We start from the raw sequence: 16,446 nt of genomic DNA, 5'->3' as shown, positions 1-16,446 counted from the left end.
CTTGTAAGTTTTTCTACTAAACTTCATTACCATTTAATGGAAAGCGCTTTCAAAAAGTGATTTTTGTCACTTTTGGTTATTTACTAAATATTATATAATTTCATACATATCGGTCAATGTGGAATCAAACAATGATAGTATATATCAATTGTTCATATCAACAATGGAGGTCAAGACTATGGAAAGAAAAGAAGCGCTTCTCCAACAATTAAGTCTAGAAAATCAAAAGGCACAGTATCACGTAATGAATTTAATGGAAAGCTTCCAGGCAATGAACTCAACTCTCGAATTGGATGAAGTACTAAAAAAAATCATGCATTTTGCCTTGAAAATAGTTGAAACAGCAGAGGCAGGCTATATACAAATGTATGATGAGCCTTCGAATAAACTGATTATAAAGACCTATGTTGGCTTTAATGAGAACATCAGCTTCCTTAAAATAAATATAGGTGAGTCTATTACAGGGAAAGTTTTCAGAGACGGCTGTGTAAGGCTAATTACTTCCAAGGAAAAAATTTATGATAATATGAGCGATTTAAGCAAAGAAAACCTTGATATCCTTAATAAGGCACACCCTAATAGCCAAACTATTAAGTCTATCTTAGCCGTCCCCGTTTCATTTGGAACAAAACGGATTGGCGTTATGACATTTCATTGCTTTGATATAGAAGATGGTCTCAGCGAAACAGATCTCCTTCTCTTACAAAGCTTCGCTTCCCAAGCAGCTATTGCACTTCATAATGCTCAACTTCACACAGAAGTACAGAAAAGCCTAGATGAAGTCACCCATCTATCACAAAGGCTCAAAGAAACCAACGCGCTGTTAGAAAAGCGAACAGAAATTCACAATCACCTCACCAAGTTATCAGTTCAGAACAAAGGATTAAAAGCTATTATCATAGAAATGAATAAACTGATGGAAAGGAATTTTATCTATGCGGATTATCTTGAAGGCAATTACATTCCGCAACCCATTAAACATTTCACTGAAAGGATAGATGATATTTTCTTTTTCTTTACTAATAAAATTGAACCAGCTTATGTATCAATTTGTGACACCATTCATATTGATTGCTATATTTATCCGATTAGATCAGGCTCCGTTTTCTTAGGTTGTCTGATAGTAGAAGGAAGCGCCGCTCTATCACAACTCGACAAACTTATCATCGAACAAGGAGCACCTATTCTTTCTCTTGAAATTATGAAACTTAGATCACAGACTGAAATCATGTATAAGAAAACCTACGAAACATATCAACAGTTTCTAAAAATAAAAAATCCCCAGCAGGCTGAGATTGCTGCAAAGGAATTAGGAATTGATAATCATTATTTTCTTCAAACAGCTTTAATTGAATTAGATGGAAACGTCGATCTGCGCTCTCTTGAAAACGATGCACTGCTTCTTCTAACACATTTGAAAGAGAAAATAACTTTAGAAAACAGCCTTCTTTTTAGCTACAATAATAAAATTACCTTTTTTTCTTCTGCCCGAGATGCTGTCAGCGAAGCATACATTACAAAAATAATCGAAAGCAGCATAGAATGGTGGAACGAACGGTTTACAGTAGTAGCTCGGGCAGGAATTAGCACAGGACATTACTATCCTGGACAAGCCGAAGAAAATCATGTAAAAGCAGAAAAAGCCCTTCTTCACTTGAAAAACCAAAAGAAAAAAGGCGTTCTTCATTACAGGGATATTGGAATTAGCATCCTTTTTTTAAACCATTCCCCTGAAGAAATCAATTCATTTCTGCGTGAGACGTTTTCCCTATTATGGACAAGTCAGGAGAAAAAGGACGAACTTCTGCATACACTTTTCGCATATATACAAAATAACCGTTCCATGACTTCTACCGCTAAGGAACTTCATATCCATACAAATACGCTCTATCACCGCATTAAGAAAATTGAGGATATTCTAGATATGGACTTTAGCCATTACGAGGATTACCTAAAAGTACAGCTGGCGGTCTATCTTTATAAAACCTTTTTTGGTTCATTAACAGAGCCGGGAAACTTAATGTAGAAATTCGATAAAAAAGAAAATCCAAATCATCAGTATCACTTAAATCTTTTATCCCACACTTAACGGGCAGTAAGACCCCCACCTCAAGCTTATGAGGAACCAAAGAAGATAGGTGGGGGACAACTGCCCGTAAAGGTCCGATTGGTTCAACTAACCATCAGTGGGGGATGAAGGAAAACCCCCACTGATGGAAGTTTCACTTTATATAATAGATAATTCACCCATTGCAGTTGGCAGGCTTGAGCCTGCTTTTTTTGTTGTGTAAACACACTAGAATTTAAGCCGCAAAATTCGAATTTCAGAGTAACGACTGGTTTATCTTTCATTTCTGTAAAGCTCATATTATGAATTTGTACTCTGGGATACGGTACCTGTCCCCGTCTCACTATAACATTATAGCACTGAGGGACAGACACCTTAACATTCCTAATCATAATAAGAAACGAATCGGGAGGCATTCTCTTGAAGTTTGAAAATTTTCCTGTTATTCTAATTCCATTGTTAAATGAGTACCATCGTTAGCTGTGCTAGAGATACGCTGTTATCTAGAACAATGCATTTTTTGAAAACAATTATAAAAATTCTAATTCATTCCCAAAAACAGCATGTTCAAATTTTATACACTGGATTCCATCTCGATAGTTGGAGGTTTTTTTTTGAATGTTATAGTAAACAAATTTAAAGAAATGACTTACAAACAAATTTTTTTGTATATCATAATAGGACTTTGTTTTGCCGCCTCTGTTTTTTTTGTTAATCACAATTATTCATTCTATGAACGTCCGATAGCCAAAGTCATCAAAACCACTTTGGAAGATAAAACTGAAATGATTGATATACATGATAATAAAGATTATCTATTCAATCAGCGTATAGTGGCCGAGTTAAAAAACGGAGAAGAAAAAGGAAGGATTATCTATTTAACTAACAAGTATTCATCATCCGGAGCTTATGATCAAGAATACCATGTTGGAGATGAATTGTTTGTTTCGATTGACACGAACAAAGAAGAAAATACAGATTTAACTGGAACCATAAAAGATGTAAAACGTGACAAACACGTTGTAATCATAGCATGGATTTTTATCTTTACTCTACTTATCGTTGGAAAAAAGCAAGGGCTGTTTTCTATTATAAGTTTGGCAGCCAATGCTGTTTTGTTATCATATGCATTGGATGTTTATCTGAATACATCAAACATAAGTTTAGTAGTGATATGCAGTGTAAGTGCTATTTTATTTACTGTCATTTCTTTGTTACTCGTTAACGGTTTTAATGAAAAAACATATGCAGCTATTGTTGCGACCCTGCTAGGAACTTTTATTTCGCTGTTAATTACCTATCTTGTCATGCGGCTAACTTCCGAAAATGGCCTTCGATATGAAGAAATGCAATTTCTAACTCATCCTTATCGAATGGTGTTTATGGCCGGGTTAATCGTCGGATCTTTAGGAGCCGTAATGGATGTAGCCATTACAATGTCTTCTTCTATCTTTGGGTTGTATGAAAAGAATAACGACATACCAGTAAAAGCACTTAAAACTTCAGGAATGGAGATTGGAAAAGATATTATGGGAACCATGACAAATATTTTGTTTTTTGCATATATAAGCGGTTCCATTCCAATGCTTATTTTATATTTCAAGAATGCTTCTGCATTGGGTTTTACCCTTTCCATGAACCTTTCATTAGAATTGGCTCGAGCCCTAGCTGGCGGTATTGGAATAGTGTTAACTATTCCAATAGGTCTATATACTTCTATTTTTTTCATTAATCGAAAGAGGGCAAAATTATGAATGTATTAGTGTTGCTGGCAGCCATTTTATTTATACTCATGATACTTATTGGTGGAAAAAAAGGAGCACGGTCTTTTTTTTCTTTATTCCTAAACTTTGTTGTTCTACTTCTTACCATACTTTTTATGACAGATCCAAATGCTGATCCGATTATCTTAACATTGATTGCATGTGCAGTGATTAGTTTTATTAACCTATTTTATATTAATGAAATGAACAGTAAAACAATAACAGCATTCATTTCTACTATTATCACAATTGTCATTTTGCTTTTTTTTATTGACATGGTGACACGAAATGCTATGATTCAGGGGTTTGGTGAAGAAGAAATAGAGGAGCTTAGCATATTTTCCCTTTATATCGGGGTAGATTTTGTTAAAATTGGAGCTTCCGTGATTATTATGAGTACAATAGGTGCCATTACTGATGTTGCCATTTCCATTACATCTCCCATGCGTGAAATATTTAATCATAATCCATTAATTAGCAGGAAAGATTTATTCACATCTGGATTAAGTATCGGGAAGGATATCTTAGGAACAAATACGAATACGTTATTTTTTGCCTTCTTTGGAGGATATCTAGGATTGCTTATATGGTTTAAACATTTATCTTATTCTGTTGGAGAAATCGTAAATTCAAAAGTATTTAGTGCTGAGATGATATCTATATTTTGTGCCGGAATTGGTATAGCTCTGATTATTCCAATCGCTTCCTGGATTAATGCCTATTTTTTAGTAAAAACAAGAGAAAATAACAAGAGATTTAAATAAGCTTCATGAGAGGAAAGCTCAAACAATTTGTATTTGTAATTTTGAGTTAGACTGAATAATTATGTGCATTTCGATGTTAATTAAGCAACACTTAAGTGTATAACATTTGAATTTAGTCGCATTGCGCGAGTGTTGACGTTCAACGCGCGAGTTGGAATGATTAAAAATCATCACCTGTTTCCGCAAGCTTGCTGGCATAGGGGATGATTTTTATTTTACTAATAATTCGCAGCGTTTTTTCCACCCTCAAAACCGAAAAAGGACTTCTCACAAAAGTGAGAAGTCCTTTTTTAACGAAATAACAGAACACTTATTCCATATCTTTAAGTCGTTACATTTTGGGTTATAGCTTCAAAAAATTCGCAACTACTTATGATACGCTTTGACCTGATTTTTGTAACGATTTTTCACTTAGACCAAGCGCCTCAGATGTTGCATTATGAAGTTCTTGGAAAAGCTCTGGGTTTTCTGACAGCTTCTTACCATAAGAAGGAATCATTTCTTTAAGTTTCGGTTCCCACTCGTTCATATGTTGCGGGAAGCATTTTTTGATTACCTCAAGCATAACGTGAACGGCAGTAGAAGCACCTGGAGAAGCCCCTAGTAATGCAGCAACCGAACCGTTAGCGCCAGTAATAACTTCCGTACCAAATTGAAGCGTACCTTTACCCGCAGCAGTATCTTTAATAACTTGTACACGTTGACCCGCTACTACGATATCCCAATCTTCGCTTTTAGCGTTCGGAACAAACTCGCGTAACTCTTCAACACGTTGTTCTTTCGATAACATAACTTGCTGGATCAAGTATTTTGTCAATGCCATGTTTTTTGCACCTGCCGATAACATCGTGAAGACATTATTCGGTTTTACAGAACCTAACAAATCCATATTAGAACCAGTTTTTAAGAACTTTGGCGAGAAGCCGGCAAACGGTCCAAATAGCAATGATTTTTTGTTATCGATATATCGTGTATCCAGATGCGGAACAGACATTGGAGGAGCACCAACTTTAGCTTTTCCGTATACTTTTGCATGATGCTGCTCGACAACTTTCGGATTATTACATGCTAAGAATATTCCGCTTACTGGGAATCCGCCAACATGTTTACTTTCAGGAATACCTGTTTTTTGCAGTAAAGGTAAGCTTCCGCCGCCGCCGCCGATAAAGACGAATTTTGCCGTATGACGTTCTACTTGACCGCTAGCATTACGCACTTTCAATTCCCATGAGCCGTCGCTAGTACGTTTAAGATCATTAACTTGATGGTTGTAGTTAACTTCAACGTTTTGTTTCTTTAAGTGGTCAATTAACATGCGCGTTAAAGCACCGAAGTTAACATCCGTTCCAGAGTCGATCTTTGTTGCTGCAATCGGTTCCTTTGATGTACGGCCATCCATAATAACTGGAATCCATTCCTTCAGTTTTTTTGGATCATCAGAAAATTCCATACCTTGGAATAACGGATTATTTGAAAGCGCTTCAAAACGCTTTTTCAAGAACGTTACATTTTTTTCCCCTTCTACTAAACTCATGTGAGGCAATGGCATGATAAAGTCCTGTGGGTTACGGATTAAATCGTTATTTACAAGATGAGCCCAAAACTGTCTTGAAACTTGAAACTGTTCATTGACGTTGATAGCTTTAGTAATATCTATAGAGCCGTCCGATTTTTGAGGAGTATAGTTAAGCTCGCACAGTGCTGCATGCCCTGTTCCCGCGTTATTCCATTCGTTAGAGCTTTCTTCTCCTGCTTTGTCAAGCTTCTCAAACACTGTAATTTTCCAATCTGGTACTAATTCTTTTATGAGTGTCCCTAAAGTTGCACTCATAATTCCGGCACCAATTAAGATAACATCTGTTTTATTTTCTCTATTACTCATTTTTACCATCCTTATACCCTAAGATTTGCAGAAAGGATGTAGGCGCGTCAAAACAAGACAAGGCGCAACCTAGTCACACACCTTTTCTGTATCAAATTATTAATTTAATTATATTAATTATAGTGTATCACATTTATTTATAGATTAAAATATCTACTATTATATTACAGACATAAACTATCCGGACTCTGGTAAAAGCGGAAATTTCATCCACAAAGCCCTAGAAACATGGCTTTTTATACTAATTACATATAATAATGTATCACATTTATTTAGAGATGAAAATAGTTACTATTATATTACAGTTATAGGGATTTTATGGTAATAAAAGGAATTATGGTTCTATACATACCTAGTACCTAATATTGATAATGCTGTTTAGGATTCATGTGAGCCAATTTTAAAAAGAACCAAAATCACCCGAACACAAGCAATACGTAAAAAGAACGAAACCCTTCATACATCAAAAATTCCAGACTTTCCAGTAAGATAACCTGCACGGAAAAATCTATATAGATTCCCCATTTGTTATAAGCCCTCGACTACTTTCCTGGACTGCTGTTTAATGAGTTGTAGATACTATTACCTTAACCTATTGATGTCGTCTTATACTTGACCTGCATTACCAAATTATATCAACAAATTTTTAAAAATTAAGGGAAGACTAATGTGGAGTCATTTACAGCACATGAAAATGGAAGAGACGCACTCGTTCAGCTTAATAAGAGTGGTAATACCCTGACAACATAATTCTATAAGATGAGTACATACTAAATTGGAGGTTTTTGTTTGTTAAACTTATGTTTAAAGCTGTGTGAGGAAATTTCTTAATTCAAAATCTTTTTCGGAATAAGAGCTAGGTGAATAATTGGGTATTAATTAAAGGCTCCGTTTAACTTTATTGTTGATTCTTTGCAAATTAATAAGCGTATTCGAGATTTTCGAATACGCTTTTCTTTCGAGTGACGAATAATTCATAATCGCCCCTTTTCGCTGTTTAATTACTTATTCAACAAGAGAAACATTAAAGCTTCCTTCTAGTACCCAATCATCATAAAAACGTACATAAGTAAATTCTTGCGACCAAGCTTTCTTATTAGAAGCATCCGTTACATAAACCGTACTTTTCCAAGGAAATGTTACTGCTCTCACATTTCCATTCATAAGTTGTTTTGTTTGTGAAGGAAGTTCCATAACGGTGGATGGTTCACGCACATTATATGCTAAATATTCGGTTGGATTTTCTGCTTTTATCAATTCCTCTAAAAATTGTTGGTGAGCAAGTTTTACATCTTGATTTGCTACAAACATACCATAACTTACTGCACTTAAACTTATAACTAATATGACTGAAATAAGTATTAATTGTTTTTTCCCTAATCCAATAAAATAATCAGTTTTATCTTTTGAATACAGAAATATATAAAGGATAATACTTACAGGATAAATAAATAGAAACTGCCAAAATAGCATTACCCATACAAGCTCACCAAATTTAAAAATAATAATCATTGCTAAAACATTTAAAATCATCAATCTTTCAGACCAACGCCACCATTTACTTGTTTCCTTTTTACTTTTTATTGTGATTAATAATAGAGGTAACGCAAAAATAATCGCCATTCCGATATCCATCAACTGATATATCATTTCTCCCCCAAAAGCCTTCTGTCCTTTTCTTAATCAAAAGGAACTTGTTTTTCTTTCATTGTAGATACTTATTCTACAAATTTCCCCAAATACCTTTATAAAGCTGTCATTTTTCTTGACAGGATGGAGGTATTCGTTTCATTCATTGGATATAGACAACTTTGTACTGCAAATGTGCGAATACTACGTTCATCTGTATCAAATGCAATGTTATCTATGAAATTAAACCACGCCGAGCATCTGTACAAAGAACCTTAGTTTACTCGTTATTGAAAATGAAATAACAAAAAGGCATAAGTTAAACAGAGCCTAATCATAAAAAAGACAGACCAAAGTTATGTTACTTGGTCTGTCAAATTGACACTTATTCTTTACTTTTCTCTCCCAAAGGAGAACCCGTTAATTATAGACGGGGTTCCCCTTACTTTTTATACAATTATCAATATTAACATTTAACAGAGCCTAATTTAAAAAGAGGTTGCCCTAAAAAATCATCTTATACCATTTTCTATGGACAGCCTCTTCAACCACTTTTAAAGCCTAAGCATGATTTTTCAGCGGATAAATATATTAGACAGATCTGTTAAACAGTTTATTAAAAAGGACAGCCGGTAGACAAGATGTTAAAGTATTTTTCATTCAAAATCATCCGGGTTCTTTTCATCCAAGATTCCGCGTTTAGAGTCGGGAGATGCTGGTCTTTCTTTCGAATTTGACGCCGATGATAAAACATTTCCATCAGCGTCATACTTTATTTTATTTTTTTCATCCTTCATTTGGTAACCCCCTTTGGCAATCTTTTTTAGTTTGCCCCACACCTACAATCTTAAACGAACATTTTTGAATGTTAATTCAACTAAACTCACCCGATAAAAAAGTTTTTCCACTTATTGGACAAATGCTACCCAATCCGTTTAAGTACATTCGTTCACAATGGGAACATGCTAAGGATTTAAAAAAATAGCCAATTCATTTTTTTAATATGCCAACATCAATCCCAGACATGATATAAGGAATTGCTGATTTGATAAATTCTTCCGGCGACAGCTCCTTACTATCTCTTCTCCATTCTACAGAAGCACCGTAAATTCCCCAGCTTAATATGACAGCTGTAATTTTTAAAGCTTTCCCCTCTTCAGTTGTACTTTGTTTTAACAACATTTTATAAAAAATGATTTCAAGCTGTTCCCTAATAATACGTGCAATGGTATCTTCGTATCCTCTATGACAACGATTAGATAATGACGTTTGAAAATTTGTTATAGCAACGAAGATACTTACGAGCGCTTTTTCATTTAGTTCGTCATTCTGGTAGGAATCAGAATTCAAATTAACTAATAATACTTCTGATAATACCTTCTCTAATAAGTCATATATATCCTTAAAATGATAATAGAATGTTGCACGGTTAATCATGGCTTCTGCAGTTATATCTTTTATGGTAATCTCTTTGAATTCTTTTTTACCTGAAAGTTCAATGAAAGAATCCATGATTAATTTGCGAGTACGTAGAATTCGGGGATCTGTCTTTGATTGAGTCATATCATCGTCCCTCCTACTTTTCAAACAATTTTTTCGATGTGTTGTATAAACGACAAATCCAATTAACTATTGGTTTATTGGTGGTTTCATTATGGCTTAAAATAGAATTGCAAAGCAAACTATAAGGCGCGGAATAATAAGCAGCTGAAATTGTCAGCTACGGTTCTTCCCTTAAGTTACAGCAGCTAACAATTTGCGTTTGATTCTAACCGGATCAAACGTTTCAACAGTAGGAACTCAGCCAGCACTAAGTCTTTTTACTAATTTTGCAGAGATGGGGGAAAATGAATTGAAAAACAATAATAATATGATTTGTGATTTAGAAACAGGTGTATGCGGAGCAGCTGGAGAGGAAGAAATGGAGGTTATTGATTTTAATCAACCAAAGAAATCGATTAATCTCTATTATGTAACTGATCCAATTTGCTCTCATTGCTGGGCGATTGAACCCACTCTTCGTCGTTTTAAAGAACAATACGGACACTATTTTAACTTTCATACAGTTATGGGAGGACTACTGGAAAAATGGCATGACGGACCAATTGATCCTGCAAACGGAATTTACAAACCCGCAGACGTTGCTGGTCACTGGAGGGAAGTTGGAGAATATTCACGTATGCCAATTGATGGGTCACTCATGATTGACAATCCAGTTCAATCATCCTACCCACCCTCGCGTGTATTTAAAGTAATTCAAAAAAATCATAATGATGCATTAGCCTATGATTATTTACGACGTGCAAGAGAAGAGCTTTTCGCATTTAATCAAAATATTTCAGATAAATCCGTTTTGATTGAAATCGCAAATAAACTTGGACTTGATGGAAAAGCACTTGTAAATGAAGCTGAACAACCATCTGGACAACAATTGTTAAATGAAGATTTTGGTCTTGCAAGAAGTCTAGGTGCTAGAGGATTTCCTACCATTATCATGATTAATGAGGAAAATAAGGGCGTAAAAATTGTCGGTGGTCGCTCGTTTGAATACTATGTTGACGGATTAAAGCAAGTTCTAAATGTGGAAGAACTACAACCAACCCAACAACCACCCCTTTCAAGCTTGCTTGAAAAAGAAAAACTTTTATTTTCGAAAGAGATTGAAATCATGTATGATGTTGAACAAGCCGATATTGAATCATTTGTTGAAACGGAATTAACACCAGGTACCTATGAAACGAAAGAAGTTCTCGGTGAAACATACTTTGTAAGAAAATAATGATTTAAAACACTTCCCATACCATAATTACAATTCTTCACAGGCATCATAAACAGGGATTGCCGCAGCACTCCCTGTTTAACTCTTACATCCGTTCATTTCATTTGTTTAACCTCAAACAAAAAGACTGTCTTAATAACGATTAATTTTAGAATCCCTCAAAAACATCAAGTTAAATTTTGAAGGGCAGTTAGAGCGTCCTTATTTTTTTGAGCTTTTAATGCTAATTTTGTAAGTCCATCATTTGGAATTTCCACATCTGTTTTAGATGAAGCAGTCTTATTTTTCATTTGCTTATTTTTAAACATGTTTTCACCATCCTTGTAGTTCGATTTAGTTATTGCCCTTAGATACCAACCATTATAAATACACTGCACAAAGAGATCAGCGTATTATTTTTTTGTTATTGGCATCCGCTATTTTAGTTTGCTTTCTTTTTTGAAGGCTATGCTATTTGATTTTCTTCTTCAACTTTCCATTTCAAGAATAGCCTCAATTTCTTCTTGAATCTCTCTATTCACCGAAAGAGAACGTTTTTTTCTCAATTCAAGATCCGTCTCCTTATCAATGAAATGATTGGTATGCTTGTCAAAACAATCAAAACAAATAGAGTAAAAATCTTTTTTCTCTTTCTTCAAAACATCAAATTCCCACGTTTCAAGTTCTAAATAACTTACTTTATCTTTTGTTTCTTTTCCACATAATTCGCAAGTTGCTTTCATTATAAAAACCCTTTCATACATCTACTTTTTATTTTTTTGCTAGATGACGATCTTTAATTCTTTTTAAACGCCCATGATATTTCAATATATTCGCTTGCGATTGTTTGGCTTCTTCGCTAGTGGGTTGTAAGTTAGCAATATCCCAATAAGTCACAACTACGTCTAATACTTGGTCAAAGTATTGCAGCGGGCCATAATTCGCATCTATTGCAATGGTTTTCATTCTCTCGTTAAAGTCTGGCATAACGGCGCCTGGCATAGAGAAATTAATAATGACATCCTCAAAATAAACAATGAAATTCGGATCCAGTTCAAGATGCGCTTTTACTGTGTCGCGATAGAATGCATAATGAAGCGCTTCGTCTTTCGCTAAACGTCGAAGTAAAGTTGCTAAATCTTTATCATGCGGACCCGCTATTTTAGCTACATTATTATAAAAAACGAGTGTAGCTAACTCTTGCAATGAAGTATAAGCCATTGTTGCTAGCGGGTTAGTGAAGTCCGGGAACCAACCGCTTTCAACTACTCGTCTTCTTAATTCATGCAATCTTGTGGGATTTACATTTCGTGTCACCAATAAATACGTTTCAAGTAAGTTAGAGTGCTGGTCTTCTTCAGCCGTCCAAGTGCGTACGAAATCATTTATTACTTCCATTGAATTTTTAAATGTATAATCCAAATGCGAAGTATACCAAGGTAAATTTACTTCTGTAAGTAATGCTGTTTCTATCGCTACAATTACACCTTCCGGAAGAGTTACTTGACTCTCATCCCAAGGAACTCGTTTAAAGGACATGGCCTTGTCCCATGGAATAAATTCGTGATAGCTCCAGTCAATATTTGCAGAACGTTCCTTGTGTAATCGATATAATTCTTTAATGCGAGGTTCTAAGCGTATATCCAAATCTGAATTTAACATGTCTTTTCTCCTTAAGGTTTTTTGCTGTCTAACTTTAAATCATTTGAATTTTCTTAACAATTATAATTTAAATCATAAAAGGAATACAAGATAAGATACCCATCCCCCAGCTGTTTAGTCATGAGGGACAGGTACAATCAGTAAAACTATATTTTGATAAAAAAATAAAAGCCTCCTAATTCGGAGGCTTTCTTATTAATCCTTGCTACCGCACATGAGCTGTGGATAAAAACGGATGAATAGTAACTTGTACATTTTGAGATTGCTGACGTGGAGGTGACTTAGGCTCAATAAATATTGTTGAGTAGTAGGACTCCACAATGGTAACAAAGTAGACTAAAAATAATATTTTTTTCAGTCAATGATCCAAAATAACTTCTTTTCTCCTTCTTGCAAGTAAATTCGGTGAATCATCACCATAATTGCAATACTATCATATATAAATCTTACACTATTAATATCGTTTAGTAAAGCTGCCCTCACTATTATCCCCAGCTAATTTTTATCATAAAATAGGAATAATCTAGTTGTATTAGCTATTAGAAAGTTCTTGGGAAGTACAGAAATAATAGAATTGTTTTCTTGTCATTATTATTTTATTAACAGATTGTCCAATCTTTTTCAATATACCAGAATAGTATATAGTATCACTAAAACTAAGAAGGGATAATTATGAAGGTTTTAAATAGTTTCTTTAAAATAGGAGTTGTTTCTAATCTTGTTGTATTTCTTGCGATGATGCTTCTCCCTGCTTTCATTATTACAGATCAATTGGATGTTTTTGAAAGAATCATTTTCTATATTTTTAAAAAATAAGTTTAACATGCCTGTCCCTCACACCGCTTTACATCGTTAAACAATCGGGGGACAGGCATACTAGCCTCATGTTTCCTTTAATCTCCGACTCTTTCGCCATTAATATAATAAGCAGGCTCAGAGAAAGGAATAAACACGACCTCTACCTCATCAACACCTGTTGACATGATATATTTAGTAACAGATTGGGCGACGCGATCGCGAGTTTCTTGACCGCGTTCAAACCATTTTACTTCAATAAGCGGGAAAGCCGGAATTTCTTCCCCGTCAAATACAAACGTGGAATGAGGCACTTCGAACGTAAAGTTATCTGTCCCGCACTCACAAATTTCTGCAAGCTCCCCTACTAATGGCTTGCTGATTCTTTTCATCTCTTCAATCGATACTCCTCGAATCACTAAGTGTGGCAATTGTATTCCCTCCATTATGTATCACATCATTTGTTAGCTTTCTACTAGAAATTTTATATCAAGTCTCTTGATAAACAAAGTCTTTCCTTCTTTTCCATGTTGCAGATGTAAACCACAGGGATTGGTTAAGTAGAACTCTATTAACCAATCCCTGTTCTATCCGTTTTATTGATATCGCAGCAATCCCTGTTTAACTTTGACATCCGTTCATTCCATTTGTTTCACCTAAAAGAGTAGTTCAAATAAAACTATTTCTAAACTTTATTATTCAATCTTTAAAGTAATTTTCCCAAAATTAACGCCATTTTCCATATAAATCAGTGCTTCTATCGCTTCTTTAAGAGGATAACATTTATCAACATATGGAGAAATTTTATGTTCTTCAAAAAATTGGAGCATCTCTTTAAAATCTTCTGGGCTTCCCATTGTAGACCCTTTTATATCCAATTGTTTAAAAAATATTCGTGGCAGAAGTAGTTCTTTAACCGCTCCGCTTGTAGCACCGAAATTAACGATACGTCCACCTGGTTTACATAAATTAATTAAATGATTGAAGTTTTCTCCACCAACGCTATCGATGATGAGATCAGCACCATCCATTAACTTTTTCATTTCTTTTACCCAGTTTTCCGAGCGATAATTCACCCCGCCTTTTGCCCCAAGCTGCTTTGCTCTTTCAAGTTTCTCATCGCTGCTAGATGTAACAAATACATTCGCCCCATGTGCTACAGCAATCTGTAGGGCAAGCAGAGCCACACCACTTCCAATTCCAGGAATAAGGACGTTTTCTCCCTTTTTAAGGTTGCCCCTGTACATAAGGGAACGAAAAGCTGTTACACCTGCTAATGGTAAGGCAGCCGCTTCTTCCCAAGAAAGATATGTTGGTTTTGTAAAAACATTCTCTGCTGGAACAACTACATATTCAGCATATGTACCATCGGATGGCATTCCTAATATACGGTGATCTGGTCCATGGAAAGCTCGGCTTTCTCCCCAATTCAAAGCAGGGTTAATAACAACAGCACTTCCTACTTTAATTTCAGAAACCTGGTCTCCAACAGCAACGACCTCACCTGCTCCATCTGCTCCTAAAATAGATGGCAGTTCCATCCCTGGATACTGTCCATAAGTAATCCATAGGTCTCTTCGATTTAACGATGCATATTTAAGTTTTACTAAAACTTCATTTGCTTTTGGCGTCGGAACTTCCACATCTTCATATCTTAATTGAGTAGGTCCGCCTAATTCTCGCAAAACAATGGCTTTCATCTATTTTCCCCCTAAAAGTATGGATTGAACGAGCGCTCACTCGAATCTAATGTTAAAATATACCTTATTTTCAGTATATTGTAACATCCAAACTATTACAAACGATTTAACTCATACTGAATACACAAAAGAACGTCATTTAACAGACTTAGTTAAGGTGCCTGTCCCCCAGCTGTTTAGGTTGATTGCTTATTATAAATAACCTCACTCTATGTTCCGAATTCACCTACTAAATTCGCTGTTGCAGAAACAGACCCTATAGTTGAATACGCTTCTATAAAGTATAATTAGACAATATCAATATGCTAGTAGAAATAGGGGGATCATTATGCCATTATCCAATATACATTTATACACTTGGAAGTCCTTTTCCACATCACCGCCGCCACCGTTTACTCCAGCTGTTAAATCAGCACTGAATAAGCTTATATTAAAAACAGATTAAGAATCTGCGAAATATAAGCTGTTTCGCAGATTCGAAGGAGTAGACGATGAAATCTAACATTCAGTTCCTATTATCAATGATCATCTTTGGTACGATTGGCGTATTTGTAAGATACATTGATTTATCTTCGAGTGAAATAGCTTTATTACGTGGTTTAATTGGCAGTTTCTTTTTAATGACAGTCATGTTCATGATGAAGAAAAAATTTTCATGGGCATTGGTTAAAGCAAATGCTTTGATTTTATTACTTTCGAGTATTGCATTAGGTGGAAATTGGATTTTCCTTTTCCAAGCGTACAAGCATACAACCATTTCTAATGCAGCACTAAGTTATTATTTTGCACCTGTCTTTGTCCTGATCCTTTCGCCGTTGGTACTTAAGGAAAAATTATCTGCAAAGAAAATAATCTGCATTGGTATAGCCATGCTAGGTATGTTGTTGATTGTTGGTAATAGTGGTGTAAGTACATCTGGATTAGGTCATTTACTTGGCATTGGCTATGGATTAATGGCAGCTATATTCTACGCTTCATTAATGCTATTCAACAAGTTCATCATAAACATGGACGGGCTCGGAATTACATTCATTCAGCTTGGAACTTCGACCTTGCTTCTCATGCCATATGTATTCTTTACTGAAGGATTTGGCATTTTGGAAGTATCAAGTTCTTCCATTCCATTTATTTTAATCTTAGGGATTGTACACACAGGTATTGGATTCTTGTTATTCTTCTCAGGTATGCAGAAATTAAAAGGGCAGAGCATCGCTGCATTAAGTTATACAGACCCCATCACATCATTAGTGATTTCTGCTATTATCTTGCAAGAACAAATGACAGTTGTTCAAATGCTTGGTGGTGCATTGCTGTTAGGCTCAACATTCGTTAGCGAAAATCAATCGATGAAATTTTCAAAGCGATTAAAGATAAAATCAGCTAAATAATGTACAAAACAGCGGGAAGCATTCGTTTCCCGCTGTT

15 protein-coding genes are annotated in these 16,446 nt (G+C 35.2%); 6 read left to right on the top strand and 9 right to left on the bottom strand.

Annotated elements, in window-relative coordinates; genetic code table 11:
• The first annotated feature begins 178 nt into the window (after positions 1-178).
• The 3 genes from ACE199_RS00195 (at position 179) to ACE199_RS00185 (ending at position 4,595) form a co-directional block, all read left to right on the top strand.
• Entirely contained in the window at positions 179-2,026 is a 1,848-nt protein-coding gene (locus ACE199_RS00195) for a helix-turn-helix domain-containing protein (RefSeq protein WP_375348103.1), read from the top strand.
• Positions 2,027-2,682: 656 nt separating this feature from the next.
• Positions 2,683-3,822 (top strand): YibE/F family protein, encoded by a 1,140-nt coding sequence (locus ACE199_RS00190; protein WP_375348102.1) that lies wholly within the window; start codon positions 2,683-2,685, stop codon positions 3,820-3,822.
• On the top strand, positions 3,819-4,595 hold the full coding sequence (locus ACE199_RS00185) for a YibE/F family protein (RefSeq protein WP_375348101.1): 777 nt from the start codon (positions 3,819-3,821) through the stop codon (positions 4,593-4,595). Before ACE199_RS00190 ends, ACE199_RS00185 begins: the two co-directional genes overlap by 4 nt.
• A gap of 370 nt (positions 4,596-4,965) precedes the next feature.
• Here ACE199_RS00185 and ACE199_RS00180 read toward each other — a convergent pair whose 3' ends face one another.
• From ACE199_RS00180 to ACE199_RS00165, 4 genes are all read right to left on the bottom strand, one after another.
• Positions 4,966-6,477 (bottom strand): malate:quinone oxidoreductase, encoded by a 1,512-nt coding sequence (locus tag ACE199_RS00180; RefSeq protein ID WP_375348100.1) that lies wholly within the window; start codon positions 6,475-6,477, stop codon positions 4,966-4,968.
• Positions 6,478-7,482: 1,005 nt separating this feature from the next.
• Positions 7,483-8,127 (bottom strand): hypothetical protein, encoded by a 645-nt coding sequence (locus tag ACE199_RS00175; RefSeq protein ID WP_375348099.1) that lies wholly within the window; start codon positions 8,125-8,127, stop codon positions 7,483-7,485.
• Positions 8,128-8,762: 635 nt separating this feature from the next.
• Complete coding sequence (locus ACE199_RS00170) at positions 8,763-8,903, bottom strand: hypothetical protein (protein ID WP_375348098.1); 141 nt, start codon at positions 8,901-8,903, stop codon at positions 8,763-8,765.
• A 193-nt stretch (positions 8,904-9,096) separates the two neighbouring features.
• Entirely contained in the window at positions 9,097-9,669 is a 573-nt protein-coding gene (locus ACE199_RS00165) for a TetR/AcrR family transcriptional regulator (protein ID WP_375348097.1), read from the bottom strand.
• A gap of 307 nt (positions 9,670-9,976) precedes the next feature.
• Here ACE199_RS00165 and ACE199_RS00160 point away from each other — a divergent pair, with 307 nt between their 5' ends.
• Positions 9,977-10,885: a DsbA family protein gene (locus ACE199_RS00160; RefSeq protein WP_375348599.1), complete on the top strand. Its 909-nt coding sequence runs from the start codon at positions 9,977-9,979 to the stop codon at positions 10,883-10,885.
• Positions 10,886-11,052: 167 nt separating this feature from the next.
• Here ACE199_RS00160 and ACE199_RS00155 read toward each other — a convergent pair whose 3' ends face one another.
• From ACE199_RS00155 to ACE199_RS00145, 3 genes are all read right to left on the bottom strand, one after another.
• The gene (locus tag ACE199_RS00155) at positions 11,053-11,193 is read right to left on the bottom strand and encodes a hypothetical protein (protein ID WP_164853142.1); all 141 of its coding nucleotides are present in this window, start codon (positions 11,191-11,193) and stop codon (positions 11,053-11,055) included.
• Between the two features lie 159 nt (positions 11,194-11,352).
• Positions 11,353-11,607, bottom strand: a complete 255-nt coding sequence (locus ACE199_RS00150) for a hypothetical protein (RefSeq protein WP_375348096.1) — start codon at positions 11,605-11,607, stop codon at positions 11,353-11,355.
• A gap of 28 nt (positions 11,608-11,635) precedes the next feature.
• The gene (locus tag ACE199_RS00145; protein ID WP_252293677.1) at positions 11,636-12,526 is read right to left on the bottom strand and encodes an acyl-ACP desaturase; all 891 of its coding nucleotides are present in this window, start codon (positions 12,524-12,526) and stop codon (positions 11,636-11,638) included.
• Positions 12,527-13,198: 672 nt separating this feature from the next.
• Between ACE199_RS00145 and ACE199_RS00140 the strand changes: the two genes are divergently transcribed.
• A complete protein-coding gene (locus ACE199_RS00140; protein ID WP_164853141.1) occupies positions 13,199-13,342 on the top strand; it encodes a hypothetical protein in 144 nt (47 codons plus the stop codon).
• Between the two features lie 77 nt (positions 13,343-13,419).
• On the opposite strand, the gene ACE199_RS00135 is transcribed toward ACE199_RS00140, so the two are convergent.
• The gene (locus ACE199_RS00135; RefSeq protein WP_375348095.1) at positions 13,420-13,752 is read right to left on the bottom strand and encodes a DUF1904 family protein; all 333 of its coding nucleotides are present in this window, start codon (positions 13,750-13,752) and stop codon (positions 13,420-13,422) included.
• 264 nt (positions 13,753-14,016) lie between these two features.
• Entirely contained in the window at positions 14,017-15,021 is a 1,005-nt protein-coding gene (locus ACE199_RS00130) for a quinone oxidoreductase family protein (RefSeq protein WP_375348094.1), read from the bottom strand.
• Between the two features lie 491 nt (positions 15,022-15,512).
• Here ACE199_RS00130 and ACE199_RS00125 point away from each other — a divergent pair, with 491 nt between their 5' ends.
• Positions 15,513-16,409 (top strand): DMT family transporter, encoded by an 897-nt coding sequence (locus tag ACE199_RS00125; protein ID WP_375348093.1) that lies wholly within the window; start codon positions 15,513-15,515, stop codon positions 16,407-16,409.
• The last annotated feature ends 37 nt before the right edge of the window (positions 16,410-16,446 follow it).

Origin of the sequence: Peribacillus sp. Hz7 (assembly GCF_042136355.1) — a bacterium.
Lineage (GTDB): Bacteria > Bacillota > Bacilli > Bacillales > DSM-1321 > Peribacillus > Peribacillus asahii_A.
Note: the sequence above shows the minus strand (reverse complement) of the source record. Positions and strands in the feature narration are given on the sequence as shown.

Coding starts and splice junctions, on each gene's coding strand:
- ACE199_RS00195 (WP_375348103.1), top strand. CDS start 179: ATGGAAAGAAAAGAAGCGCTTCTCCAACAATTAAGTCTAGAAAATCAA.
- ACE199_RS00185 (WP_375348101.1), top strand. CDS start 3,819: ATGAATGTATTAGTGTTGCTGGCAGCCATTTTATTTATACTCATGATA.
- ACE199_RS00180 (WP_375348100.1), bottom strand. CDS start 6,477: ATGAGTAATAGAGAAAATAAAACAGATGTTATCTTAATTGGTGCCGGA.
- ACE199_RS00175 (WP_375348099.1), bottom strand. CDS start 8,127: ATGATATATCAGTTGATGGATATCGGAATGGCGATTATTTTTGCGTTA.
- ACE199_RS00170 (WP_375348098.1), bottom strand. CDS start 8,903: ATGAAGGATGAAAAAAATAAAATAAAGTATGACGCTGATGGAAATGTT.
- ACE199_RS00165 (WP_375348097.1), bottom strand. CDS start 9,669: ATGACTCAATCAAAGACAGATCCCCGAATTCTACGTACTCGCAAATTA.
- ACE199_RS00160 (WP_375348599.1), top strand. CDS start 9,977: ATGATTTGTGATTTAGAAACAGGTGTATGCGGAGCAGCTGGAGAGGAA.
- ACE199_RS00155 (WP_164853142.1), bottom strand. CDS start 11,193: ATGTTTAAAAATAAGCAAATGAAAAATAAGACTGCTTCATCTAAAACA.
- ACE199_RS00150 (WP_375348096.1), bottom strand. CDS start 11,607: ATGAAAGCAACTTGCGAATTATGTGGAAAAGAAACAAAAGATAAAGTA.
- ACE199_RS00145 (WP_252293677.1), bottom strand. CDS start 12,526: ATGTTAAATTCAGATTTGGATATACGCTTAGAACCTCGCATTAAAGAA.
- ACE199_RS00140 (WP_164853141.1), top strand. CDS start 13,199: ATGAAGGTTTTAAATAGTTTCTTTAAAATAGGAGTTGTTTCTAATCTT.
- ACE199_RS00130 (WP_375348094.1), bottom strand. CDS start 15,021: ATGAAAGCCATTGTTTTGCGAGAATTAGGCGGACCTACTCAATTAAGA.
- ACE199_RS00125 (WP_375348093.1), top strand. CDS start 15,513: ATGAAATCTAACATTCAGTTCCTATTATCAATGATCATCTTTGGTACG.